Source organism: Variovorax sp. M-6 (assembly GCF_052114385.1).
Lineage (GTDB): Bacteria > Pseudomonadota > Gammaproteobacteria > Burkholderiales > Burkholderiaceae_C > Variovorax.
Genome location: NZ_JBFREQ010000044.1, coordinates 20,364 through 43,477, shown reverse-complemented (window position 1 = coordinate 43,477; position 23,114 = coordinate 20,364). Strand labels below are relative to the sequence as shown.

At 67.2% G+C, this 23,114-nt stretch carries 22 protein-coding genes; 9 read left to right on the top strand and 13 right to left on the bottom strand.

What is annotated here, in order from left to right:
* The 3 genes from AB4Z46_RS31805 to AB4Z46_RS31795 form a co-directional block, all read right to left on the bottom strand.
* Nucleotides 1–467 (bottom strand): CoA-transferase (locus tag AB4Z46_RS31805; RefSeq protein WP_442287556.1); only part of this gene is annotated, 467 nt, incomplete at its 3' end.
* Nucleotides 460–1,416, bottom strand: coding sequence for a CoA transferase subunit A (locus tag AB4Z46_RS31800; RefSeq protein ID WP_442287555.1), 957 nt, complete (start codon nucleotides 1,414–1,416; stop codon nucleotides 460–462). The genes AB4Z46_RS31805 and AB4Z46_RS31800, both read right to left, overlap by 8 nt.
* A gap of 41 nt (nucleotides 1,417–1,457) precedes the next feature.
* A complete protein-coding gene (locus AB4Z46_RS31795; RefSeq protein WP_442287554.1) occupies nucleotides 1,458–2,951 on the bottom strand; it encodes a pyridoxal-phosphate dependent enzyme in 1,494 nt (497 codons plus the stop codon).
* Nucleotides 2,952–3,211: 260 nt separating this feature from the next.
* Here AB4Z46_RS31795 and AB4Z46_RS31790 point away from each other — a divergent pair, with 260 nt between their 5' ends.
* The 5 genes from AB4Z46_RS31790 to AB4Z46_RS31770 all read left to right on the top strand — a co-directional run bounded on the left by AB4Z46_RS31790 (nucleotide 3,212) and on the right by AB4Z46_RS31770 (nucleotide 7,981).
* The gene (locus tag AB4Z46_RS31790; protein ID WP_442287553.1) at nucleotides 3,212–4,366 is read left to right on the top strand and encodes an ABC transporter substrate-binding protein; all 1,155 of its coding nucleotides are present in this window, start codon (nucleotides 3,212–3,214) and stop codon (nucleotides 4,364–4,366) included.
* A gap of 133 nt (nucleotides 4,367–4,499) precedes the next feature.
* Nucleotides 4,500–5,375 (top strand): branched-chain amino acid ABC transporter permease, encoded by an 876-nt coding sequence (locus AB4Z46_RS31785; RefSeq protein ID WP_442287552.1) that lies wholly within the window; start codon nucleotides 4,500–4,502, stop codon nucleotides 5,373–5,375.
* Nucleotides 5,372–6,454 carry a branched-chain amino acid ABC transporter permease gene (locus tag AB4Z46_RS31780; protein ID WP_442287551.1) on the top strand — a complete coding sequence of 361 codons (1,083 nt, stop codon included), beginning with the start codon at nucleotides 5,372–5,374 and terminating at the stop codon, nucleotides 6,452–6,454. Before AB4Z46_RS31785 ends, AB4Z46_RS31780 begins: the two co-directional genes overlap by 4 nt.
* Before the next feature lie 14 nt (nucleotides 6,455–6,468).
* A complete protein-coding gene (locus AB4Z46_RS31775) occupies nucleotides 6,469–7,284 on the top strand; it encodes an ABC transporter ATP-binding protein (RefSeq protein ID WP_442287550.1) in 816 nt (271 codons plus the stop codon).
* Complete coding sequence (locus AB4Z46_RS31770; RefSeq protein WP_442287549.1) at nucleotides 7,277–7,981, top strand: ABC transporter ATP-binding protein; 705 nt, start codon at nucleotides 7,277–7,279, stop codon at nucleotides 7,979–7,981. Before AB4Z46_RS31775 ends, AB4Z46_RS31770 begins: the two co-directional genes overlap by 8 nt.
* 51 nt (nucleotides 7,982–8,032) lie before the next feature.
* Here AB4Z46_RS31770 and AB4Z46_RS31765 read toward each other — a convergent pair whose 3' ends face one another.
* The 4 genes from AB4Z46_RS31765 to AB4Z46_RS31750 all read right to left on the bottom strand — a co-directional run bounded on the left by AB4Z46_RS31765 (nucleotide 8,033) and on the right by AB4Z46_RS31750 (nucleotide 11,308).
* The gene (locus AB4Z46_RS31765; RefSeq protein WP_442287548.1) at nucleotides 8,033–8,371 is read right to left on the bottom strand and encodes a non-heme iron oxygenase ferredoxin subunit; all 339 of its coding nucleotides are present in this window, start codon (nucleotides 8,369–8,371) and stop codon (nucleotides 8,033–8,035) included.
* An 8-nt stretch (nucleotides 8,372–8,379) separates the two neighbouring features.
* Nucleotides 8,380–8,850 (bottom strand): aromatic-ring-hydroxylating dioxygenase subunit beta, encoded by a 471-nt coding sequence (locus AB4Z46_RS31760; protein ID WP_442287547.1) that lies wholly within the window; start codon nucleotides 8,848–8,850, stop codon nucleotides 8,380–8,382.
* A gap of 2 nt (nucleotides 8,851–8,852) precedes the next feature.
* Nucleotides 8,853–10,097, bottom strand: a complete 1,245-nt coding sequence (locus AB4Z46_RS31755; RefSeq protein ID WP_442287546.1) for an aromatic ring-hydroxylating dioxygenase subunit alpha — start codon at nucleotides 10,095–10,097, stop codon at nucleotides 8,853–8,855.
* 65 nt (nucleotides 10,098–10,162) lie between these two features.
* Complete coding sequence (locus AB4Z46_RS31750; RefSeq protein WP_442287545.1) at nucleotides 10,163–11,308, bottom strand: NAD(P)/FAD-dependent oxidoreductase; 1,146 nt, start codon at nucleotides 11,306–11,308, stop codon at nucleotides 10,163–10,165.
* Nucleotides 11,309–11,423: 115 nt separating this feature from the next.
* Between AB4Z46_RS31750 and AB4Z46_RS31745 the strand changes: the two genes are divergently transcribed.
* The 3 genes from AB4Z46_RS31745 (at nucleotide 11,424) to AB4Z46_RS31735 (ending at nucleotide 13,995) form a co-directional block, all read left to right on the top strand.
* Nucleotides 11,424–12,341, top strand: a complete 918-nt coding sequence (locus AB4Z46_RS31745; RefSeq protein WP_442287544.1) for a LysR family transcriptional regulator — start codon at nucleotides 11,424–11,426, stop codon at nucleotides 12,339–12,341.
* Between the two features lie 89 nt (nucleotides 12,342–12,430).
* The gene (locus AB4Z46_RS31740; protein WP_442287543.1) at nucleotides 12,431–12,763 is read left to right on the top strand and encodes a 2Fe-2S iron-sulfur cluster-binding protein; all 333 of its coding nucleotides are present in this window, start codon (nucleotides 12,431–12,433) and stop codon (nucleotides 12,761–12,763) included.
* Nucleotides 12,763–13,995 (top strand): NAD(P)/FAD-dependent oxidoreductase, encoded by a 1,233-nt coding sequence (locus tag AB4Z46_RS31735; protein WP_442287542.1) that lies wholly within the window; start codon nucleotides 12,763–12,765, stop codon nucleotides 13,993–13,995. Before AB4Z46_RS31740 ends, AB4Z46_RS31735 begins: the two co-directional genes overlap by 1 nt.
* A gap of 49 nt (nucleotides 13,996–14,044) precedes the next feature.
* Here AB4Z46_RS31735 and AB4Z46_RS31730 read toward each other — a convergent pair whose 3' ends face one another.
* The 3 genes from AB4Z46_RS31730 to AB4Z46_RS31720 form a co-directional block, all read right to left on the bottom strand.
* Complete coding sequence (locus tag AB4Z46_RS31730) at nucleotides 14,045–15,079, bottom strand: aromatic ring-hydroxylating dioxygenase subunit alpha (RefSeq protein WP_442287541.1); 1,035 nt, start codon at nucleotides 15,077–15,079, stop codon at nucleotides 14,045–14,047.
* Between the two features lie 82 nt (nucleotides 15,080–15,161).
* Nucleotides 15,162–15,917 (bottom strand): SDR family NAD(P)-dependent oxidoreductase, encoded by a 756-nt coding sequence (locus AB4Z46_RS31725; protein WP_442287540.1) that lies wholly within the window; start codon nucleotides 15,915–15,917, stop codon nucleotides 15,162–15,164.
* Nucleotides 15,908–16,981 (bottom strand): oxamate carbamoyltransferase subunit AllG family protein, encoded by a 1,074-nt coding sequence (locus AB4Z46_RS31720; RefSeq protein WP_442287539.1) that lies wholly within the window; start codon nucleotides 16,979–16,981, stop codon nucleotides 15,908–15,910. The genes AB4Z46_RS31725 and AB4Z46_RS31720 overlap by 10 nt, the downstream gene beginning before the upstream one ends.
* A 291-nt stretch (nucleotides 16,982–17,272) precedes the next feature.
* Here AB4Z46_RS31720 and AB4Z46_RS31715 point away from each other — a divergent pair, with 291 nt between their 5' ends.
* The gene (locus AB4Z46_RS31715) at nucleotides 17,273–18,424 is read left to right on the top strand and encodes an ABC transporter substrate-binding protein (RefSeq protein ID WP_442287538.1); all 1,152 of its coding nucleotides are present in this window, start codon (nucleotides 17,273–17,275) and stop codon (nucleotides 18,422–18,424) included.
* An 88-nt stretch (nucleotides 18,425–18,512) separates the two neighbouring features.
* Here AB4Z46_RS31715 and AB4Z46_RS31710 read toward each other — a convergent pair whose 3' ends face one another.
* Genes AB4Z46_RS31710 through AB4Z46_RS31700 form a run of 3 tightly spaced genes read right to left on the bottom strand, consistent with a single transcriptional unit; the run spans nucleotide 18,513 to nucleotide 22,971 of the window.
* Complete coding sequence (locus tag AB4Z46_RS31710; RefSeq protein ID WP_442287537.1) at nucleotides 18,513–19,775, bottom strand: xanthine dehydrogenase family Fe-S subunit; 1,263 nt, start codon at nucleotides 19,773–19,775, stop codon at nucleotides 18,513–18,515.
* Entirely contained in the window at nucleotides 19,772–20,593 is an 822-nt protein-coding gene (locus AB4Z46_RS31705; RefSeq protein WP_442287536.1) for an FAD binding domain-containing protein, read from the bottom strand. Before AB4Z46_RS31705 ends, AB4Z46_RS31710 begins: the two co-directional genes overlap by 4 nt.
* The gene (locus AB4Z46_RS31700) at nucleotides 20,590–22,971 is read right to left on the bottom strand and encodes a xanthine dehydrogenase family protein molybdopterin-binding subunit (protein WP_442287535.1); all 2,382 of its coding nucleotides are present in this window, start codon (nucleotides 22,969–22,971) and stop codon (nucleotides 20,590–20,592) included. Before AB4Z46_RS31700 ends, AB4Z46_RS31705 begins: the two co-directional genes overlap by 4 nt.
* Between the last annotated feature and the right edge of the window lie 143 nt (nucleotides 22,972–23,114).

The following is a 23,114-nucleotide window of genomic DNA, read 5'->3' as shown; positions in this document are numbered from 1 at the left end:
ACGAAGCGGCGCCGCTCATGGCGCATCGCCACGATCATGTGCGTCAGGCTCGAGATGTCGTTGCCGCCGCCGGTGCCCGGCAGCCGCGTCTTCGGGTTCGCCGGGTTGCCGATGTAGGAAGAGTTCAGGTTGCCGTACTTGTCGATCTGTGCGCCCCCCATGAAGCCGACATCCACGTAGCCGCGCTGCAGCAGCAGCAGCACCTCGGTGCTGCTCAGCACCATGTTGGCCCGCTTGGTGCAACGCTGTTCGTTGGTCGACGGCGGCAGCTTGCCGGGCTCGATGATCGGACCCACCACGCCGCCCTCGAACAGAATGGTCAGGCCCGGGCAACGCAGGCCCTGGGCCAGCGTCGCGGCCAGGAGCGGCACGCCCACGCCGGCGAACACGATCTGCCCCTCGTTGAGCAGGCGAGAGCTCATGACGGCCAGGATCTCGCTGGCGGTGCAATCGACGGTCTCAGTCATTCAGCATGCTCCTTCCGCGGCGCGCCGCGTCCAGCAATTCGTCCAGTCCCAGCAGGTTCAGGTAGTCGTTCCACGACTTCGGCTGACGGATGTAGCGCTCGATGTAGTCCTGCATCGCGGCCACCGGGTCGGCGTTGACCAGCGAGGTGTAGTAGTCCATGTGCTTGAACAGCGGCTCATAGACGTTGCTGCATTCGTGCGGCGCGCAGCCGTAGGGCACCTCGACCACGGCATCGACGGCAAAGAACGGAATCTTGGTCTGGTCCGGGGAACGGCGGATCTGGTCGTTCGAGACGATCCGTTCGGTCGTCAGGATCACCCGGTTGGCGGCCATGGCCAGGTCGATGTCCATGAACTGCAGGCCGTCCATCTGGGCATTGCCGTAGGCGTCGCAGCGCTGCACGTGGATGATCGCCACGTCGGGGTTCAGGGCCGGCACCAGCAGCACGTCCTCCTGGGTGAAGGGGCAGGCGATGGTTCGGGCTTCGGGCCGCAGCTCCAGCACGTCCGAGCCGAGCATCGAGCGCATCGGCAGAAAGGGGACGCCCATCGCTCCGGCGCGAAAGCGCATGCCCATGGCCAGGTGGCTCCACTCGTCGTAGCGCGCCTGCTTGCTCTCCACGTAGTGGCGCATCACCTTCGAGATGCCCCAGACGATGCCCTGGCTGAACCAGCTGGTGATGATGTGGTCCGAGACCCCCGAAGCGAACAACAGGTCGCCCTCGCTCGAGACGATGCTGCGCGAGACCTGCAGATGCTTCTTGCGCTCGCGGATCAGCTGCCAGATCATCGCCGTCGGCGTGCGCGACAGCGTGCTGCCGCCGATGCCGACCTTGTCGCCGTCGTTGACCAGCGCGGCTGCATCCTCGAGCGACATGACTTTCTCTCGCAAGCTGCGGTCGCGCTGCGCGAGCTTGGCCCTGAGTTCGAGATAAGGTGTACCTTCCATATTGCCTCCTGCTTTCCCCACAGATGCTGTGGATGTGTTGACTACCGCTTAGCCCCTGTCTTTCCGTTGAACGCCTCGACCAGCGCGTCCCAGGCCGGTACCGACGCCTGCAGCCGGCCCCAGAAGGCCTGGTCCCTTCGAGCGTCGAACTGGTCCACGGAAATGCCTTGTTGCTCCACCCAGGTGAAATAGCCGAGGTTGAAAATCCTCTTGCGCTGCGAATGCGTGAGTTCGAGCAGGTGGTCGGCCTCGATGCCGCCCAGATGGCGCGCGAAGAGCTCGCCGGCATGGACCTCGTCGAAGCCCTGCGCATAGTGGCGCTGCACATAGCGCTGCCGTTCGCTGGCGTACATCCGCGCGCTGTCGGTGGCCACGGTGACGATGACGTCGTCGGCGCCGAGGTCGAAGTGCTTCGCCACCTTGATCGCCGCGACCACGTTGGCCCAGCCCGAGATGCCGATGGCCGCCAGCGCCTCGACGCACGCCGGGTCGAGCTTCTGGCGCTGCACCAGGTAGCGCTTGCCGACATCCGAATTGAACAGCTGGTTCAGTGCGTCCGAACTGCGATCCGACACGCCGACAGCGACGTCGGTGTTCATCACGTTGTGGATCAGCGGGATGTGCTTGTCGCCGATGCCCTGGATGTTGTGCTCGCCATAGCCGTTCTCGAGCAGGGTCGGGCACTCGCTGGCCTCGACGGCGACGATGCGCGCGCCGTGGCGCTGCTTGAGGTAGTCGCCGGCGGCAAGGGTGCCGGCCGACCCGGTGGCCGACACGAAGGCCGCCAGCCGCAATGCGGGGGTCTCGACCTGCAGAGCGGCGAACACGCGCTCCATCGCGCGCCCGGTGCAGTGGTGGTGCACGAGGTAGTTCCCGAACTCGGAGAACTGGTTCAGGATCACGTTGTCCGGCACCGCCGCGAGCGCGGCGCAGCGATCGTAGATCTCCTTGACGTTGCTTTCCGTTCCCGGCGTGCGAACGATGTCTTCCGGCGCCGCGACCCAGCGTTCCAGCCAGTCGAAGCGCTCCCTGCTCATGCCGGCGGGCAGCACCGCGATGCCGCGGCAACCGAGGATGCGCGAGATGGCGACGCCGCCGCGGCAGTAGTTGCCGGTCGACGGCCACACGGCCTTGTGCCGGCCTGGATCGAATCGCCCCGTGACCAGGCGCGGCACCAGGCAGCCGTAGGCGGCCAGCACCTTGTGCGCGCCGATCATCGGAAAGCGGTCGCCCAGCGCAATGACGATCCTGGTCTTCACGCCGGTCAACGCCTCGGGCAGCACCAGGTGGCCCGGCACGCCGGTCGGGTGGGTGCCGACGGCATCGTTGAACCAGTGGACCCGCCACAGATTGGCCGGGTGCGGCTGTCCGGGATCGACCTGCGCCAGCGCGGCGAGGCGCTCCGGCGGAATCGTCTGCGGGTCGGCCAGCTGGCTCAAGGTCGGCAGCGCCACGCCGGCCTCACGCAGGCAGGCGTGCGCCTTCGAGAGCGTCTGCTCATCGACCACCTCCGGCGAAATATTCAACTGGCTCATGGCGCTCCTGGGCTGGTTCTGGCGATCGGCTCTTCGGCATCGTATGATGCCATCAGCTGGTCGTCCTATTATTAGTATCTTATCAGCGAGTGTGGACCCAGGCAAACGACGGCTTGTCGGTGAAAACCATGAGTCGGCGCGCGACTCAGCGATATACAGTAGTCCTATTGTTAGATAGATAGTTTGAGTGATTATGCGATAGCTCGAATGCGACGGCATCCCGCCGGACGATTCGCCCCCTACCCCTCTAGGAGCGGAAGATGAAGCAAACCTGGCTGAGACCGAGCCTGGTCGCCGCGGCAGCGTGTTTTGCCGTCGCTGCGGCAGCCCAGTCCAACGTCATCAAGATCGGCGTCAACCAGCCGCTCACCGGGGCGGTGGCGGCGTCCGGCAACTTCGTGACCAGCGGCGCGAAGATCGCCGCCGACGAGATCAATGCCAAGGGCGGCATCAACGGCGCGAAGATCGAACTGATCATCGAGGACAGCAAGAGCAATCCGACCGAGGCGGCCAACGCCACCGAGAAGTTGATCGTGCGCGACAAGGTCCCGGTCATCATGGGCGCCTGGAGCTCGACCTACACGCTGGCCGCGATGCCCAAGCTGATGGAATACAAGGTGCCGATGGTGGTCGAGACTTCGGGGGCCGACAAGATCACGACCTCGGGCAACCCCTATGTGTTTCGCATTTGCCCGACCAACGACATGGAGGCCAAGAGCTTTGCCCGCCATGTCGAGCCGCTGAAGATCAAGAAGGCCGATCTGCTGGTCGTGAACAACGATTGGGGCCGCGGCTCGGCCGAATCCTTCCAGCGCATGCTGGAGGCCAAGGGCGTGAAGGTGGGCCGCGTGCTGACCATGGACGCCTCGGCGCAGGACATGACCTCCCAGTTGTCCCAGCTCAAGGGCACGGATGCGGACACGCTCTTCGTCACCACGGCGGTCGAGCAGCTCACGCTGGTGCTCAAGCAAGTGCAGTCGCTGGGCCTGAAGCGCCAGATCATCACGCTGGGCGGCTCGCAGAGTCCGGACCAGTTGATCGAGCACGCAGGCTCCGCGGCCGCGGGCACCATGCACAACATGATGTTCGCGCCGTGGGCGCCCGACGCCTCGGCCGATCCGGCCACCGCCAGGGCCTTCATCGCGGAGTGGAACAAGCGCAAGTACGACAAGTCCGGCCTGACCGAAGGCTTCCGCGGCTATGACGGCATCCGCACCATCGCCGCGGCCGTCGCCAAGGCCGGCGCCGCCGATCCGGAAAAGATCCGCGCGGCCCTGTGGGACACCGAGCTGACCGGCCTGGCCGGCAAGATCAAGTTCGAGAAGGTCGGCCCCCAAGGGCGCGAGAGCGGCCAAAGCACGCCGAACACCTATCTCGTGAAGATCGACAACGACAAGATCAGCATCGTCAACTAGCCGACTGAATCGCCGTATCGCGTCCGGGTGGACCGTCGCATCGACGACGGTGCGGTCCGGGCGTGGCCCCGTCCGTCGTGGAATCAGCGCTTTCCACGATCGTTTCGTTCTTCCAGCGCGTGCGAGAAACCAAGTGGACCAACTCATCCAGCACATAGCCAATGCGCTGATCCTCGGAGGCACCTACGCGCTCCTGGGGATCGGCCTCACCTTGATCCTCGGGATCATGAAAGTCGTCAACTTCACGCATGGCGAGCTCTATGCGTTCGGCGGCTTCATGGCCTACTACTTCGTGTCCAGCCTCGGATGGAACTTCTTCCTCGCGATGGGCATGGCCATCATGCTGGGCATCCTGCTTGGCGCGCTGATCGAGCGCGTCTTCCTGCGCCGCATGCGCAGCGCCGACATCGACTCGACCATGGTGGTCATGATCGGCTGCTGGATCGCCATGCAGAACATCGCGCTGCTGGTCTGGGGCGGCGTCGCCAAGTCGGTGCCGACGCCCTTTCCGACCGAGCCGCTGGTCATCGGCCCGGTGTCGATCTCCTGGCTGCGCCTGTTCGTGCTGGCCGCAGCGCTGTTGCTCATTCTCGCCACCTACGTGCTGATCCATCGCAGCCCGCTGGGCAAGGCGATGCGCGCCACCTTCCAGGACCGTGACACCGCTTCGCTGATGGGCGTCAACATCAACGCCATCTACACCGCCACCTTCGCACTCGGCTCGGGGCTGGCCGCCGCCGCCGGCGCGCTGCTCGGGCCGGTCTTCGTGGTCACCACCACGATGGGCAACACCGCCGCCCTGAAGGCCTTCGCCATCGTCATCCTGGGCGGCCTCGGCAGCATCCAGGGCGCGGCGATCGGCGGCTTCATCCTGGCCTTCGCGGAAGAGCTGGGCTCGGGCTACGTCTCGTCGGGCTACCGGGATGCGATGGGCTTCATCCTCATCATCCTGGTGCTCATGTTCAAACCCACCGGCCTGTTCTACGTACGCGGGGAGCGCATCGGATGAAAAACCTCAGAATCAGCCTGCTGCTCGTGGCGCTGCTCAGCGTGCCCCTCTGGGTCACGGACCAGTACTACCTGCACATCGTCATCACGACCGGCATCTTCATCATCGGGGCGATGAGCCTCAATCTGCTGCTCGGCTACACCGGCCAGCTGAGCCTGGGCCATATCGCCTTCTTCGGCATCGGCGCCTACACGAGCGCCCTGACCTCGCTGGGCTTCGACATCCCGGTCTTCTGGGGCGACGGACGCATCGTCCACGCCCCCTGGCATCCAGCCATCGGCATCCTGCTGGGGACTTTCGTGGCCGGGGTCTGCGGCTACATCGTGGGCAAGCTGTCGTTCAAGATCCGCGGCGCCTACTTCGTGATCGTGACAATCAGCTTCGCCGAGGTGGTGCGACTGGTGGCACTGAACTGGGTCGACCTGACGCAAGGGCCACTGGCATTGAGCAACATCCCTCCGCTCGGCTACAACCTGCCGCTGCTGGGCGAAAACGTGTTCTGGAGCAAGCTGCCGAACTACTACCTGGTGCTGGCGCTGGCCGTGCTCGCCTACGTGCTGATCCGCCGGGTGGTTCATTCCCGCATGGGCAGGGCGATGATTGCACTGCGCGAGAACGAGTCGCTGGCGACCTCGGTCGGCATCGACGTGACGCGCTACCTGGTGTTCGCCGCCGTGATGTCGGCGGCCCTCGCGGGCGCGGCAGGCAGCCTCTATGCGCACTACATCCGCATCATCGACCCGGACATCTTCCTGTTCATCTACACGGTGACGATGGTGATCATGGTCGTGACGGGTGGCAAAGGCACCCTGGCCGGACCGATCGTCGGCGGCGTCATCTTCGGCGTGCTGCCGGTCGGGCTGCGCGCGGTGGCCGCGCCCGAGGTGCAATGGGTGGTCTACGGCATCGTGATGGTGCTGATCGTCTTCTTTCTGCCGCGCGGCATCGTGCCGGCCGTGTGCGACTTCTGGGCCCGCAGGACCGGGGGCATCCAGCGCCACCAGCGCACCACACCGGCAGCGCCGGCGGAAGCGCCGCCGCCCGAGCCGACGGCCAAACTGAACGGCGCAGCCGGCTGACCATGCAAGCAACCATGAACCCCTCGACCCGACCCGCCACGCCCGCCACCCGCAGCGGCAGGAAGATCCTGTCGATCGACCATGTCGCCGTGCATTTCGGCGGCCTGGTGGCCATCTCCGACATGAGTTTCCACGTCGACGAAGGCGAGCTGGTCAGCCTGATCGGCCCCAACGGCGCCGGCAAGACCACCGCCTTCAACGTGGTGACCGGCTTCCTGCGCCCGACCAAGGGCGAGGTGCACTTCCGCGACATCGCGCTGCACAAGCTCAAGCCGCACGAAGTGGCCGGCGTGGGCCTGGTCCGCACCTTCCAGAAGACCAGCCTGTTCACCACCAACACGGTGTTCGAGAACGTGCTCACCGGCCTGCACCGCCACGGCAGCGCCTCGGCCTGGTCCACGCTGCTGGCGCTGCCGGGCATGCGCCGCGAAGAGGCCAGGCTGCGCGAGGCCGTCTGGGAGACGCTCGACTTCGTCGGCATCGGGCACCGGGCCAACGAACTCGGCGGCTCGCTGCCCTACGGCGAACAGCGCCTGCTGGGCGTGGCCGTGGCACTGGCGGCCAACCCGACGCTGCTGCTGCTCGACGAGCCGGCCGCCGGCATGAACCCTTCGGAGACCGGCGACTTCATGGCGCTGCTGGCCCGGATCCGCAAGCGCGGCATCTCGATCCTGCTGGTCGAACACGACATGCCGCTGGTGATGGGCGTCTCCGACCGCATCGTGGTGCTCAACTACGGCAAGATCATCGCCGACGGGTCGCCCGCCGAGATCCAGGCCAATCCGGAAGTCATTCGCGCCTACCTCGGCCAGGGGATCAAGCATGCTTGAGATCGACAACATCGTCTGCCGCTACGGCAAGGTCGAGGCCATCAAGGGCGTCTCGCTGAAGGTCCGCAAGGGCGAACTGGTGACGGTGATCGGCGCCAACGGCGCCGGCAAGTCGTCCACCCTGAAAGCCATCTCGGGCCTGTTGCCGCCGGCCAGCGGCACCATTCGCTTCGAGGGCGTGGACATCACGCGGGCCACGCCGCAGCGCATCCTGTCGATGGGCATCGCCCACTGCCCGGAAGGCCGGCGCGTCTTTCCGCAGATGACCATCCAGGAGAACCTCGAGATGGGCGCCTACCGCCGCAAGGACAAGGCGGGCATCACGGCCGACATGGCGCGCATGTTCGACAACTTTCCGAAGCTCGCCGAACGGCGCTACCAGATGGCCGGCACGCTGTCCGGTGGCGAGCAGCAGATGCTCGCCATCGGCCGCGCGCTGATGTCCCGGCCCAGGCTGGTGATGTTCGACGAGCCGTCGCTGGGCCTGGCGCCGAACATCGTCGAGAAGACCTTCGAGATCATCCAGAAGGTGCGCGCCGACGGCGCCACGGTGCTGATGGTCGAGCAGAACGCCTACGCGGCACTGGACATGTGCGACCGCGCCTACCTGTACGAGTCGGGCTCGTTGGCGCTGGAGGGGACGGGCAAGGACATGATCCACGACCCCCACGTGCGCAAGGCCTACCTGGGCGGCTGATCCGGGGCCGGGCTCGGCCGGCGCACACGGACGCCGGCCGCTTGGCGGACATCAATCGGGCAACGCGAAGTCCACGAAGATGTCCTGGCCGACGATCTTCACGGGGAAGACCGCGATCGCCTCGGTCGCGGGCCGGCAGGTGGCCCGGCCGGTGCGGATGTCGAAGCGCGCCTGGTGCAGCGGGCACTCGATCTCGCAACCATCGAGATAGCCTTCGGAGAGATGCGCGCGCTCGTGCGAACAGATGTCGTGCGTGGCGTACACCTCGCCATCGACCTTGTAGAGGGCGATCGGGCGGCCGCCCGCGTGGACGCCCTTCACCTCGCCCTCCGTCACCTCGTCGACGCCGGCGGCGCGCTCCCAGCCCGGGCTTGCTCGTTGCTCGTCCATGTCGGGCCTCAGATCGGGTAGACGATCGAATTCGGAACCAGTTCGCTGTCGAAGACGCAGATGCGCTCCCTGAACTTCAGCCGGCCCTCCTCGCTGACGATGGTGTCGACGTAGCGCCCGGTATTGAACACCTCGGAAAAGGCATCGAGCTTGGTACGCAGCACGATATAGTTGGCCTCGGCACGGATCACGCCGTCCTTGCTGCCGAGGATCCTCGGTGCGCCCACCACGTGGCGCTGCATGTAGGGCGCGTGGAAGATGGTCTCGTTCATGCCGTAGACGCGGTCCTTCAGCATGGCCTTGCTTTCGAGCGCCAGCGCCGACATCTGCAGGCCGGCGTCGAAGTTCTCGCGCGAGACGATGCGGTACATGCATTCGTCGGTAAAGAAATCGGGCCACTCGTGGTACTGGGTGTCGTCCACGCAGCGGACATAGTCGGTGTAGAGGTCCTGCACCGCGAATCGGGTCGTCGCATCCATTGTCAGATCTCCATCACTTTGCGGTAGTACTCGTACATGCCCCGGATCAAGGTCTCCGAGATATGGGTGTCGGTGTCGGCGACCTCGCGCCCGCCCAGCTCGCACAGCGACTCCGCCTCCGCGTTCTGCGATACGCCCTCCTCCACCAGCCCGATGATCTCGCTGTCGTCCACCGAGACGAAGCCCGCCGGACCGAACAGGTTGGCCTGGCGCAGCCGGCGCTGCGTCATCTCCGGCGAGTCGTCGGCGAAGCCCAGGTGGGTCCAGATGTAGTCGAAACTGCGCGGGCCGCGCGGAATCACCTGGCGCACGGCGACCGAGTTGATCTGCTGCTGCATGATCACGCTCGGGAAGATGCTCTGGATGACGGCGGTCGGGCCGTTCCACCACCCCTCGGTCTCGACGTCGAGGAAGCGGCCGTCGTTGAGCGTCATGTTCTCGCGGTAGCTGCTGACGCCGGAGGTCGCCTCGCCCTTGCCGCCTTCATTTCGCACCGTGACCATGGCCGAGTGCCGATGCTGGTCGTCCATGACATTGGCCGATTCATTGTCGGCACGCCACAGGCCGTAGTTGACGAACCAGGTGTGCAGCAACCCCGGGTGGTAGCAGTCCTTGAGGTTCTCGTGGATCAGCTTCCAGTTGCCCGGTACGCGCTGGCGGTTGTAGCCCAGCACCTTCAGTTCGCGGCCGTCGAACACGCGGTCGAAGTACTTGAGCATGGTGGTGCCGAGAAACTCCTCGAAGCTCGGCACCTCCGGATGGAAGCTCGCGAAGATCACGCCGTTGCGCACCGCGACCTGCAGCTTCGTCAGGCCATGGCTTTCGCGCTTGAAATCGGAGGGCATTCCGCCCTTGCCCTTGATGCCGCGCATGAACGGCACGCCGAGCAGGTTGCCCTTCAGGTCGTAGCTCCACTGGTGGTAGGGACAGACGAAGTCCTTGCGATTGCCCGTGTGCGCCTGGCAAAACTGCGCCCCGCGGTGGGCGCAGCGGTTCTCGACCACGTTGACGCTGCCGTCCTCGTCGCGCACCACGATCACCGAACGCTCGCCGATCCAGCTGCGCTTGTAGTCACCCGCGCGCGGAATCTCGGACGTGAGCGCCACGTAGCTCCAGTGCGGACCGTTGAAGATCCGCTCCTGCTCGCGACGATAGATCTCCGGGTCGGTGTAGAGCCAGAACGGCATGCGCGACGAGCCGGTCTGGTGCCAGCGGCGTACGAAGGAAATGGGTTGAGGACTGTTCATCGTCTGCTCCTTGGAATGCGTCGGCGCCTCGCGGCACCACAGGTGGGCGAAGGGGTGTCGGGAACTCAGGCCAGCCACATCGGCATCGCCTGTGCCAGCGCGCCGGCGCACTCGGTGCGGGCACCGTTCAGCGCGAAGCCGCGCAACTGTCCGGCTTCGTCGCGAAACAGGGACTGCACGCCGCTGGCATCGGATTCGGTGTGCCACTCGCCCGACACGTCGATCGGCGGCGGGCACACCACGGACGGACAGGCCGGCGTCTTGACCACCACCGGCATCGGCGCATAGCGAACGGTCGCGGCCTCGCCCGCCAGGTTGGCGGCAACCACCTTGGCGGCCGCCCCGATGGGCGCGATGTAGGGCAGCCACAGGCCATCCACCTGCGCGCAGTCGCCCAGTGCGTAGACCTGCGGATCGCTGGTGCGCAGGCCGGCATCGACGCTGATGCCGTGCGCCACGGCGAGCCCGGCCGCACGCGCCAGCGCGGTGCGCGGGCGCAGGCCGATGGCGGACAGCACGAGGTCGGCGTCGAACGCATCTCCGTTGGTGCAGAGAATGCGTACGCCCTCGCCTTTCGCCTCGATGCGCTCGACGCCGGTGCCGAGGTGCCAGTCGACGCCGGCCCGCTGCAGCGCGTCGTGCATGCAACGGGCGTTCGCGGCCGGAAGCAGGCGGTTGAGCGGCAGGCCGGCGATATCAATCACCTTGACCGCGAAGCCGGCATGCACCAGATCGTTGGCGAATTCGCAGCCGATCAGTCCGGCGCCGAGGATGGCGACCACCTTGCGGCCCCGTGCCGCGGCGCGAAAACGACGGTAGTCGCAGAGGTCGTTGACGCTGAGCACTCGCGCCAGCGACGCAGCATCCAACGGAAGACGCACCGGCTCGGCGCCCAGGGCCAGAACCAGGCGGTCGTAGCCGAGCCGGCCTCTGGAGGTTTCAAGCACGTGGTCGGCCAGGTCAAGTTGCGTGACCCGCGTATCGCTCCATACCTCGCCCTTGATCTGTGCGGCCATCGCCTCGGCGCTGCGCGAACTCAGTTCGGCCACGGGCGCGCCGAGACGAAAGGCTTCGGACAGCGCGGGCTTGGAATAGAAGTGGCCGTCGTCTGCCGAGACCACGACCAGGCGGGCCGTCTTGTCGCGCTTGCGGACCTCGCGCGCCACCGAGTAGCCGGCGAGCCCGCTCCCTACGATCACGATGGACTGCATGCGACTTCCTCCGGCCACTGCCTCGATGTCTTGCGCGTCGGACGGCATCGCTGCGCCGTCCTTGGCAAAAATGTAGGCGGCCGCATACCATACGTAAATCGCACGAGGTCGATTCATGGTATTCAAGAAAACAGATATTGCAGATCTCGACCTGAAGCTGCTGGTGGCCTTCGAGGCGGTGCTGACGCAGCGCAGCGTCACGTCCGCGGCAGACCGCATCGGGCTCAGCCAGCCGGCCATGAGCACCTGCCTGGGCAAGCTGCGCAAGGTGTTGAACGACCCGCTGTTCGTGCGCACATCGCGCGGCATGGAGCCGACGCCCTTCGCCACGGAACTGGCGGAGCCGATCCGCCACGCCTTGCATCTGATCCGCCAGACCCTGAACCGCGACAAGCATTTCGACGCGGCGACGTCGACGCGCACCTTCCGGATCATCATGACCGACATCGGCGAACGGGTCTTCCTGCCGGCGCTGCTGCAGCGGCTCAGCGAAATCGCGCCGGGCGTCAACCTGCACACGGTGCAGTTGCCGATGAAGGAGATGCGCGCGGCGCTGGAATCGGGCGAGATGGACCTGGCGGTCGGCTTCATTCCGGACCTGGCCGCCGGCTACTACCAGCAGCGGCTGTACAACCGCTCCTATGTCTGCGTGGCCCGCAGCGACCATCCGGCCATCGGCCGCACCCTGAGCCTCAAGCAGTACCTGGCGGCGTCGCACGCCATCGTGTCGGCGCCCGGCACCGGCCATGACGTGGTGGAGCGGGTGCTGAGCGAGAAGGGCTACACGCGCAGGGTGGCGCTTCACGTCACGCATTTCCTGGCCATCCCGCTGATCGTGGCCAACACCGACCTGGTCGTGACGATTCCGACCATGCTGGCCGAGTCCTATCTGCCGACCAGCAACATCAAGCTGCTGACCCCGCCGCTGAAGATGCCGGTCTACGCCATCAAGCAGTACTGGCACGAGCGTTTCCACGAAGACCCGGCCAACCGCTGGCTGCGCGAGCTGTTCAGCCAGTTGTTCACGGATTGAAGGGCCGTGCCGGCTCGCCTTCGCCGCATCATGGTGTTAAGATTCTATTGATAGAACCTTTACATCGGACTGCGACGGAGAAAGCACGCATGGTCAGCATCACCTACATCGAACCGTCAGGCCAGGCGCTGACGCTTGAACTGTCCGAGGGCTGGAGCCTCATGCAGGGCGCGGTGGCCCACGGGGTCGACGGCATCATCGGCGAGTGCGGCGGCTCCTGCGTCTGTGCGACCTGCCATTGCTACGTGGAGACGGATCGCCTGGCGCAGCTGGCGCCGCCGAGCGCCGAGGAAGGCGAGCTCCTGGACTGCGTGGCCGCGGAACGCAAGGCCAACAGCCGGCTGGCGTGCCAGATCAAGGCCAGCCCCGCGCTGGAGGGACTGGTCGTGACCATCGCGCCCTTGCAGGGCCTGGGCGTGTGATGAAGCACATCGTGATCGTCGGCGCCGGCCAGGCCGGGCTCCAGGCCGCGGAGACGCTGCGCGCAGGTGGCTTCGACGCACCGATCACCCTGCTGGGCGAAGAGGCGCATCTGCCCTACCACCGCCCGCCGCTCTCCAAGGCCTGGCTGGCCGGCAGCCTGGGCGCGGACCAGTTGGCGATGCGCACCGCCGCCGCGCTGGAGCGCAAGCAGATCGCCGTGCGGACCGGCACCAAGGTCGTCTCCATCGATACGGCGGGACAGTCCGTCGCCCTGGCCGACGGCAGCCGCCTGGGCTATTCGGGCCTGCTGCTGGCCACCGGCGCCACGCCCCGGACCCTGCCCTGCGCCGCAGCGGCGACCGGCGCCGTGCGCGTGCTGCGCTCGCGCGACGATGCCGATGCGATTTCGGCACGCCTTGCGCACTGTGCGCAACGGGGCCTTCCGCTGATCGTGGTCGGTGGCGGTTTCATCGGCCTCGAAGTCGCCGCGACCGCGCGCCAGCTCGGCGTGGCAGTGACCATCCTCGAAGCCGCGCCGCGCCTGCTCGAACGGGTGCTCGCCCAGTCCTTGTCCGACTGGTATGCACGGTTGCACCTGGGCCATGGCGCGCGGGTGGTGCTGAATGCCCGCATCAGCGGCATCGAGGCCGCGGCCGACGACACCGTCGAAGTGCACCTCGCCGACGGGCGTGTCTTTCCCGCCGGGCTGGTCCTGGTCGGCATCGGCGTCGATGCCAACGACGCCCTGGCGCGCGACGCGGGCATCGAATGCGCTTCGGGCATCGTCGTCGACGCGCACGGCCGCACCTCGGCGCCGGGCGTCACGGCCGCGGGCGACTGCACGATCCGTCGACTCGACAACGGCGAGCTGCTGCGTCTCGAGTCGGTGCAGAACGCGGTCGAGCAAGGCCGCGCCGCCGCCTCCACCTTGCTGGGGTTGGACCGCCCCTTCTCGGGCACGCCCTGGTTCTGGTCGGACCAGCACGGCAGGAAGCTGCAGATCGCCGGCCTGTCACGCGGCGCCGACGGCTGGACGGTGCGCGGCGACATGCAGGGCGACGGCTTCTCAGTCTTCCACTTCCGCGGCGCGCGCCTGATCGCGGTGGATTCGATCGACGCCGCGCGCGACCACCTGGTGGCGCGCAAGCTGCTGGCGGCCGGCGCATCGCCGACCCCGGCGCAGGCCGCCGACCTCACGCTCGACCTCGCGACGCTGATCGACGGCGCCTGACAGGCGCCACGCAAGAAGAAGGGCCTTCGCTCCCGAAGGCCCTGCGGCTTCAGCGATCGGCTCCGGCCGACTCGCGCTCGATCAGGCGGTCCACCATGCGCCGCATCTTGCGCGGCGCTGCGTCGATGCCCAGCACGATGCGCTTGTAGTCCGCGTTGCGCTCCTCCTCGCGCTGAATCCGCTCGAGAATGACCTTGTCCTCCTGGAAGGCCTTGTCCAGGTCGGCCGTGAGTTCGGCGTCGATGTCGTGTTCGTCGATGCGGAAGTTGCGCACATGGAACCAATGCTGCAGCACGGTCCGCTCGTCCACCGGGGTGAGCAGATGGCAGGCATGCATCTGGATGCCTTCGTGGCGATCGGCGGCGTCGGGGATGGTGCCGCTGACGCAGGAGCCCATGTCGATCGCGAAGAAGCACGGCGTCGTGTAGTTGTAGTAGTGCCAGCGGTCGACCGCGCCGCTGAGCTTGCCGTACTTGGCGAACAACGGGATCGCCTGCGCCCCGCGGATCCAGCGCCAGACCGTGATGGCGTCGTCGCCGTACTCGTTGTTCACAGGGACCGTCGCGCCCGCGGGCGTGCCCAGCGTGGTGGTGTGCACGAAGGTCACGTGCGCCGGGTCCAGCAGGTTGTCGCACAGGCTCAGGTAGTTGCATTCGATGCGCAGCGTCTGGCCCTGCACCGCATGCCATCCTTCAGCGCCGTACTGGTCGAGCTGGAAGATCTTCGCCGCGTCGGCCGCGGCGGCATCGCCCATCCAGACCCAGACCAGGCCGTACTTCACTTCCAGCGGATAGGCGGCGACGGTCGCATTGGCCGGGATGATCTCCTGCCCGGGGATGCGCACGCACTTGCCGGCGCAGTCGAAGGTCATGCCGTGATAGCCGCATTCGACGGTGTCGCCCTTGAGCTTGCCGAGCGACAACGGCGCGAGCCGGTGCGGGCAGGCGTCCTGCAGCGCGACGATGCGGCCGTCCTCGCGGCGGAACAGGACAAGCGGCTGTTCGAGCACCACGTGGCGCGACAGTTCCCTGCCGATCCGGTCGGCCCACACCACGGGGTACCAAGCGTCCTTGACGTATTTCACTCTGTCTCCTTTCGGTTTGTTGCAAGAGTCGATCGGACTACCGCGCCTGCGGCGTGCGCGGGCGGCAGGCCGATGTCGGGGGTCAGTGGTAGTAGGCGCCGCCGTCCACGACCAGCGTCTGTCCGGTGATGAACGCCGAGTGCGGGCCCGCGAAGAAACCCACCGCGCCCACCACGTCGCCCGGCAGCATGTCGCGCTTCAGCGCACGGTTCTGGACCGAGAAGCCGGCCACGGTGCTGGCAAGCTCCGGGTTCTTGTGGACGCCGTCGCTGAGCGTGAAGCCCGGCGCGACGCTGTTGACCAGCACGCCGTGCGGACCGAGTTCGCTCGCCAGGGTGCGGGTCATCGAGACGATCGCGCCCTTGGACGCCACGTAGTGCAGCATGCCCGGGTTGCCCTTGAAGGCGACCCCCGAAGAGATGTTGATGATGCGGCCGCCGCCCTGGGCCTTGAAGGCCGGCAAGGCGGCGCGGCAGCAGAGGAACTGCCCGATGACGTTGACGTCCAGCATCTTGCGCCAGTCGGCCACCGTCAGCTGCTCGAAGGGCTTCAACTGCAGCGTGGAGTAGATGGCGGCGTTGTTCACCAGGATGTCAACGCGCCCGAAGGCCTCCAGCGCCGCCGCGGCCATGCGCGCGGTGTCTTCCTCGCTCGACACGTCGGCATCCACGGCGATCGCCCGGGCGCCGCCTTGACGCAGCTTGTCCGCCGCGGCCTTGCCGCCGGCCAGATCGGCGATGACGATCGAGGCGCCGCGCTGCGCCAGCGCCTCGCAGATCGCATAGCCGATGCCCATCGCGCCGCCCGTGACGATCGCAACCTTGTCTGCTAGTTCCATTCGTGGTCTCCTTGTTGAAACAATGTGATCGGCGGGCAATAGACGCCCCTGCCGATGGGCCCGGGGCCGCCCGCCCGGTCGAGGATCGCGAGATGGACCATCGGCGCCGTTCGGCTCGCGCGGATGCGTTCGAGATCGACGAGCCCCGAGGCCGGGTCGACGATGCGCGTGCGGCGCTCCAGGGCATCGGCCGGCAACACGGCGGCCCACTCCTCGCGCAACGCCGGCGCATGCTGCAGGGCCTGCCCGCCGAAGCCGCAGGCGTCGACCAGGGCGCTGTCGCCGATGGCGCCCAGCGCCTGCGCGGCCAATTCGGGACGGAAGTACTTGCCGAGCGGTGGCGTGGCGGTGGTGACTCTCCAGGCGGTCTGGCCGCGCGGGCGCCATCCGAACTCGATGCCGTTGCCGCCTATCGCCGCAATCCCGCCGCCCTCCGTGTGGATCTTCCAGGCGCTCCAGGCCATCCAGATGCCGAGCACGAAACCCGGATTGGCCAACAGCAGGGCCTTCGCCGTGGGGCTGAGGCCGGGCAGCGCATCGACGAAGAGCACGTTGCCGGCCGAGGTCAGGGCGTGGCAATCGTCGCCGCGCTCCAGCGCGGCGCGCATCAGAGCTTCCGGGTCGGGCAACGGCCCCAGCATGGGATTGATGGCCGCGGCGGTCTGTTCGCAGCCCTCGCGCGCGCGCTGGACGCAGCCCGGATCGCTCGAGCCGAAGCGCAGCGCAGGCGGCACGCCCTCGCTGACCGGCGCGTAGGCGCGATGCCCCTCGTCGCCGACTTCGAAGCACCACATCGAAGGCGCCAGCACCTGCGCCAGCGGCGCGGCGATGCCGAAGTCCTGCGCCGGACGCAGTGCGATGCGCCGCGTGGCGACCATCTCGTGCGCCTCGGCCGTGTCGCCGGCCAGGCCGCCGATCACCGCGGCCTGCGCGGCTGCTGCCGCGACGGCCGCCGGCGGCGCGCCGCGATAGGGCGGCCCGGCATGGAACAGCGTGAGGGCAGGAAGCTGCGGCAGCGCCTCGTCGAGGCGAACCAGCCGGATCAGTCGCGCACGCCGCTTCATTGCCTGGCAAGTCCGGCCGGACGGCTGTGCAGTGCGAGCGCGTGCGCAAGCCTTTCCAGCAGGACAGGTCTCCAAAGGTGAGCGCCCAGAGCCATCATCGTTCTCCGAATGGATTTAACGTTCTATTTATAGCACGATAGAACTCCACTCGAACAGTAAAAACCATGACCCCGCTGTCGACACATTGGTATTTAAATATCGTCATCCTATTGTTAGGCCAATAGGGTGACTCGCTCGGGATGCGCCGGCACTCCGCCGGTGCGCCAAGCAAGGACAACAGGAGACGACGAGATGAGAAAGACATCGACAAGAATCGCATTGGCTGCGGCCGTTGCGTGCTTGGGGGCGAATGCCGCGGCCCAGGACGTCATCAAGATCGGGGTCAACCAGCCCCTGACGGGCGTGGTCGCCGCATCGGGCAACTACGTGACGACCGGCGCGAAGATCGCCGCCGACGAAATCAATGCCGGCGGCGGGATCAACGGCAAGAAGATCGAGCTCGTGATCGAGGACAACAAGAGCAATCCGACCGAGGCCGCGAACGCCGCCGAGAAGCTCATCGTGCGCGACAAGGTGCCGGTGATGATGGGCGCCTGGAGCTCCACCTACACGCTGGCCGTGATGCCCAAGCTGATGGAATACAAGGTGCCGATGGTGGTCGAGACCTCGAGCGCGGACAAGATCACGACCTCGGGCAATCCCTACGTGTTCCGCATCAGCCCCACGAACGGGATGGAGGCCGTCAACTTCGCCCGCTTCGTTGCGCCGCTGAACATCAAGAAGGTCGACTTCCTGGTCGTCAACAACGACTGGGGTCTGGGTGCGGCCTCCGAGTTCGGCAAGATGCTCAAGGAGAAGGGCGTCACGGTGAACCGCACGCTGCACATGGACGCCTCTGCGCAGGACATGTCGGCGCAGCTCTCGACCATCAAGGGCTCCGACAGCGAGACGCTGTTCATCACCACCGGCCCCGAGCAGATGACGCTGCTGCTCAAGCAGGCCCAGGCGCTCGGCCTCAAGCGACAGATCGTCACCACCGGCGGAACGGTGCCGGACCAGCTGATCGAGCAGGCGGGCGCCGCCGCCAACGACTCGCTGCACGATGCGATGTTCGCCCCGTGGTTCCCGGAGACCGCGCCGAACCCGGCGGCCGCGAGGCGCTTTGTGACCGAGTGGGCCAAACGCGGCGTGCCAGCCGCGGGCATGCCCGAAGGGGCCAGAGGCTATGACGCCATCCACACCATCGCCGCGGCCATCGCCAAGGCCGGCAGCGCCGACTCCGAGAAGATCCGGGCCGCGCTTTGGGATGTGAAGGTCAACGGCCTCACGGGCAACATCTCGTTCAACAAGGTGGGACCGACTGGCAAGGAAAGCGGCCAGAGCCCGGCAACGACCCACCTCGTGAAGATCGAGAACGGGAAGATCATTCTGGTCAGCAAGTAGCTTGCTCGAAAGCGCGGCGACCGGCAGTGCCGGCGCCGCGAATCGGGCGATCGCGATCTCCCGCCGCCCGCGTCATGCGGGCGTTTTTCTATCTGCCGCCGAAGACCGAGCGGAAGAAGCCGAGGATGCGGTCGCGCAGCACCGAGAACACCAGCGCACCGGCGTTCAACTCGGCCGCGGGCTGCGGCGGTGCCGCGCCGCCGCCCGCGTCGCCGCCTTCGTGGCCGAGGCGCGCTCGCAGGTTGGCGGCGAAGGCGTCGGTCATGCGCTGGGCGATGTCCTTGACGATGCTGGAGCGGCTGAACTGCGCGAGCGAGCCCGTCAGTGCGAAGCCCACCTGCACATCGACGCGGGTGGCGGCGCCGTCCTTCTCCTCGTTCAGCACGTAGCGGATCTCACCGCGCGTGGCCGAGCTGGACTTGGTGTCGCGGGCGCTGCCGAAGATGGTGCCGGTGAAGTGGGCCGGATCGCGCACGACATCGGCCGCGCCCTCGAAGTCGGCCACGATCGGGCCCACCTTGATGCGCAGCTTCGGCTCGACATGGGTGTCGGTCGGTGGCGCCAGCAGCGATGCGCCGGGCAGGCAGGTGGTCACGTCGGCCAGGCGGCCGAAGAATTCCCAGACCTTGTCGCGCGGAAAGTCGACGTTGAAGCTCTGGTTCAGCGTGGTCATCGGCTTGCTGCTGTCGACCGCCGGGCGGACCGCGGGGGCCTTGCCGGCTGCGACTGGATCGGGAGCCTTGGCGACAGGCACGGCCTTGGCCGCCGCCGCGGCGCCCGCGCTGCCCGCGCTGCCCGTGCTGCCCGCAGCCATCGGCTGCGCATGGCCCGAACCGACCGGACCCAGCGTCTCGCGCGCGCTGACCGCGGCGATGATCCCGGCCGCCTTGCGTTCCGCGATGACGCTCTGCACCGCCCGCACGATGCCGACATAGCCGGTGCAGCGGCAGAGGTTGCCGCTCATCGCATAGCGGATGTCCTGCTCGGTGGCGTCGGGCATGCGCAGCACCACGTCGTGGGCCGAGGCCAGCATGCCGGGCGTGCAGTAGCCGCACTGCAGCGCATGTTCGCGCGAGAAGGCCGCGCGCAGGGCGCGCATCACGACATCGTCGTCCATGCCTTCGATGGTGGTGATGCGGGCGCCGTCGCAGGCCACCGCCAGCGTGATGCAGGAGCGCGCCGGCACGCCGTCGATCATCAGCGTGCAGGCGCCGCAGACGCCATGCTCGCAGCCCAGGTGGGTGCCGGTCAGGTCGAGCGAGTCGCGCAGGAAATCGGCGAGCTGGGTGCGCGGTTCGACGGCCGTCGCGCAGACGGCCTTTCCATTGACGGTCAGCTGAATCGTTTTCATGGATGTTCGGCCCGGTCGACGGCGCGCTTCAGCGCGGCGAGGTGAATCTGGTTGTCCAAGGCGTCGGCATGGCCGGCATCGGTCAGGAGCTTGCGGGCGGCATCGATGTCGAGGCGGCGGCCGTCGCGAAACAGCGGCCGTGCATCGCGCATCACGATGGGCCTCGATTCGGTCGCGCCGAGCACGACGCGGCACACGGCGCGCTCGGGATCGTGCAGCACCACGCCGATCGCATGAGCGAACTCGCCGGTCTTGCGGCACAGCTTGTGGTAGCCCCAGCGGGCACTGCGCGACAGGCGCGGGATGCGCACCGCCTCCAGCATCTCGCCCGGGCCGAGGTCGACCTCGAAGACGCTGGTCATGAAGGCGTCGATCTGCATGCGTCGCTGGCCCGAAGGCCCGGCAATGAGCACTTCGGCGCCGATGGCGGCCAGGCTGGAGATCCAGTCGGCCGAGGGGTCGGCATGCACCAGGCTCCCGCCCAGCGTGCCGCGGTTGCGCACCGCGCGGTAGGCGATGCCGCGCGCCACGTGGGACAGTGCACCGCCGGTCACGTCGGGCACGCGGCCATCTTCGATGTCGGCATGCGTCACGCAGGCGCCGATGACGATCGCATCGTCGCTGACCTCGACCCGCTTGAGTTCGGGGATGCCGGTGATGTCGACCAGCAGGTCGGGCTGGACCAGCCGCAGGTTGAGCATCGGGCCGAGCGACTGGCTGCCGGCGATGATCTTCACGACGATGTCGTCGCGCTGGATCAGGCGAATCACCTCGGCGAGGCTGGCGGGTCGTTCGTAGTCGAAACGGGACGGCTTCACAGCACCTCCGCCACTGGCATGCGCGCCGGCGCCGAAGCGCTTCGCTCGCGCTTCAACGCCGCTTCGGCGATGGCTTCGAGGACGCGGCGCGGCGTGACCGGCGACACGTAGATCTCGGCGCCGAGCGGGCGCAGCGCGTCGTTGACGGCATTGCCGATCGCGGCGGGCGGCGGAATGGCGCCGCTTTCGCCGACACCCTTGACGCCGAACTCGGTGTAGGGCGAAAGCGTTTCCATGTGGATCAGGCGCGGCTCAGGGACTTCGGTCGGGCCCGGCAACAGGTAGTCGGCAAAGGTCGACGCCAGCGGCTGGCCCGAGGCATCGAAGGGCATTTCCTCGTACAGCGCGGTGCCGATGCCCTGCGCCGTGCCGCCGTAGATCTGGCCGTCGACCACCATCGGGTTGACCAGCTTGCCGCCGTCTTCGACGATCACGTAGTCGAGGATCTCGACATCGCCGGTTTCGGGGTCGACCGCCACCAGGGCCGCATGGGCGCCATAGCCGAAGGTGCCCGAATCGCGCTGCGGCTTGTAGCCCTCGGTCACTTCCAGGCCGCCGCCATTGACTTCCGGCGGCAGGTCTTGCGGCCGGCGAAACCAGACATGGGCCACCTCGCCGATGGTCACGCTGCGCTCCGGCCCCGCCACGATGCCGTCGCGCACCGTCACCTGGTCCACCTCGGTGCCGAGCATGAAGGCGCCGATCAAAGCCACCCGCTTGGCCAACGTCTGGCAGGCGCGCGAGACGGCGCCGCCCGACATCACCATGCAGCGCGAGCCCCAGGTGCCGGTGGAATACGGCGTGAAGGCGGTGTCGCCGTGGATCAGCTTCACCTTCGAGATGTCGATGCCGAGGATCTCGTGGGCCACTTGCGCCAAGGTGGTTTCCAGGCCCTGGCCATGCGAGTGGGCGCCGATGCGCAGCTCGAGGCCGCCGTCCGGCGTCAGCCGCACGGTCGCCTGTTCGTAGCCCGGCACCATCGGGATGCCCCAGCCCGCATACACGGAGGTGCCGTGCGCCGCCTGTTCGCAGTAGATCGCCAAGCCGACACCGATCAGCCGGCCGTCGGCTTCGCCGCGCTGCTGCCGCTTTCGCACCGCCGCAACGTCGATGGCATCGACGGCCTGGCGCAGCGCGGCCGGATAGTCGCCACTGTCGAAGTGCTTCTTGGTGATGTTGTCGAACGGCATCTGCTCCGGCCGCACCAGCGATTGCCGCCGCACCTCGTACGGCTCGACGCCGCATTCGTGCGCCACCGCGTCGAGGATCAATTCCATCGCGAAGCACACGCCGGTGCGCGCCACGCCGCGGTACGGCAGGATCGGACACTTGTTGGTGGCGACCGAATAGGTCTTGCAGCGGTAGCCCGGGAAGTCGTACGGGCCCGGCAGGATGCTCGCGACCTGGGCCGCCTCCAGGCAGGCCGAGAAGGGGTAGGACGAATAGGCGCCGGAGTCGACGGTGGCTTCGCAGTCGATTCCCAGCAGCCGGCCTCCGCGGTCGGCATAGGCGGTGATGCGGTAGTGGTGCTCGCGGCAGTTGGCCCCGGCCGTCAGGTGCTCGCGCCGGTCCTCGATCCAGCGCACGGGATGGCCCCGGTGGATGGCCAGCCAGGCGATCGCCACTTCCTCGGTCAGCAGGATGCCCTTGTAGCCGAAGCCGCCGCCGACGTCGGGCGAGATCACCCGAACCTGGCCCTCGTCCAGCCCCAGGCATTCGGCCAGGCCGGTGCGAACGATGTGCGGGATCTGGGTCGAGGTGTAGACCACCAGCTGCTCGAGCCGGCTGTCCCAGTGAGCCACGACGCCGCGCCCTTCCATCGGCGCCATCGCCTGGCGCGAAGTCCTCAGCTCGCGCGAGACCTTGATCGGCGCGTCGAGCACCTGCTCGATGCCGACGTTGACGTTGGCTTCGAGGAAGACGTTGTCGGACCAGGCCTCATGGAGACGGGCGGACTCCGGCTCGCGGCCGAGCAACATGTCGTGCACCACCGGCATTTCGTCCAGGTCGAGCCGGACCGCGGCTGCGATGTCCTCGGCCTCGGCGCGCGTGCGCGCCACGCACATCGCCACGGTCTCGCCCACATGCCGGACCTTGCCCTGGGCCAGGATCGGCTGTTCGGAAATCTTGAACCCCGGCAGGCCCGAGACGGCGCGCACCGGCTTGACCGAGCCCAGGTGCGCCACCGTGTACACGCGGTCCTCGAATTCAGCCGGGACGTCGATGCCGACGATGCGCGCATGCGCGAGCGGGCTGCGCACGAAGGCCACATCCTGCATGCCTGCCAGGCGGATGTCCGCCACGAACTGCCCGCGTCCGCGCATCAGGCGGTCGTCCTCCTTGCGAAGAACCCGGGCTCCAACTCCTTGACCTGCCATGGACTTGCTCCTCCAGCCACTGGCGCGCCGTCGTCGTCGACAACGGTCGTTTTGAGAACGACCCCGACGGAGCAACCGAAGATGAAACGATGGCGACGAAAATTTCGCCGCTTAATCAGGCTAACATACTATTTATAGTATGT

Excerpts from the sequence above, each read along its gene's own strand:
- AB4Z46_RS31800 (WP_442287555.1), bottom strand. The coding sequence starts at position 1,416 with ATGGAAGGTACACCTTATCTCGAACTCAGGGCCAAGCTCGCGCAGCGC.
- AB4Z46_RS31795 (WP_442287554.1), bottom strand. The coding sequence starts at position 2,951 with ATGAGCCAGTTGAATATTTCGCCGGAGGTGGTCGATGAGCAGACGCTC.
- AB4Z46_RS31790 (WP_442287553.1), top strand. The coding sequence starts at position 3,212 with ATGAAGCAAACCTGGCTGAGACCGAGCCTGGTCGCCGCGGCAGCGTGT.
- AB4Z46_RS31780 (WP_442287551.1), top strand. The coding sequence starts at position 5,372 with ATGAAAAACCTCAGAATCAGCCTGCTGCTCGTGGCGCTGCTCAGCGTG.
- AB4Z46_RS31775 (WP_442287550.1), top strand. The coding sequence starts at position 6,469 with ATGAACCCCTCGACCCGACCCGCCACGCCCGCCACCCGCAGCGGCAGG.
- AB4Z46_RS31770 (WP_442287549.1), top strand. The coding sequence starts at position 7,277 with ATGCTTGAGATCGACAACATCGTCTGCCGCTACGGCAAGGTCGAGGCC.
- AB4Z46_RS31765 (WP_442287548.1), bottom strand. The coding sequence starts at position 8,371 with ATGGACGAGCAACGAGCAAGCCCGGGCTGGGAGCGCGCCGCCGGCGTC.
- AB4Z46_RS31760 (WP_442287547.1), bottom strand. The coding sequence starts at position 8,850 with ATGGATGCGACGACCCGATTCGCGGTGCAGGACCTCTACACCGACTAT.
- AB4Z46_RS31755 (WP_442287546.1), bottom strand. The coding sequence starts at position 10,097 with ATGAACAGTCCTCAACCCATTTCCTTCGTACGCCGCTGGCACCAGACC.
- AB4Z46_RS31750 (WP_442287545.1), bottom strand. The coding sequence starts at position 11,308 with ATGCAGTCCATCGTGATCGTAGGGAGCGGGCTCGCCGGCTACTCGGTG.
- AB4Z46_RS31745 (WP_442287544.1), top strand. The coding sequence starts at position 11,424 with ATGGTATTCAAGAAAACAGATATTGCAGATCTCGACCTGAAGCTGCTG.
- AB4Z46_RS31740 (WP_442287543.1), top strand. The coding sequence starts at position 12,431 with ATGGTCAGCATCACCTACATCGAACCGTCAGGCCAGGCGCTGACGCTT.
- AB4Z46_RS31735 (WP_442287542.1), top strand. The coding sequence starts at position 12,763 with ATGAAGCACATCGTGATCGTCGGCGCCGGCCAGGCCGGGCTCCAGGCC.
- AB4Z46_RS31725 (WP_442287540.1), bottom strand. The coding sequence starts at position 15,917 with ATGGAACTAGCAGACAAGGTTGCGATCGTCACGGGCGGCGCGATGGGC.
- AB4Z46_RS31720 (WP_442287539.1), bottom strand. The coding sequence starts at position 16,981 with ATGAAGCGGCGTGCGCGACTGATCCGGCTGGTTCGCCTCGACGAGGCG.
- AB4Z46_RS31715 (WP_442287538.1), top strand. The coding sequence starts at position 17,273 with ATGAGAAAGACATCGACAAGAATCGCATTGGCTGCGGCCGTTGCGTGC.
- AB4Z46_RS31710 (WP_442287537.1), bottom strand. The coding sequence starts at position 19,775 with ATGAAAACGATTCAGCTGACCGTCAATGGAAAGGCCGTCTGCGCGACG.
- AB4Z46_RS31700 (WP_442287535.1), bottom strand. The coding sequence starts at position 22,971 with ATGGCAGGTCAAGGAGTTGGAGCCCGGGTTCTTCGCAAGGAGGACGAC.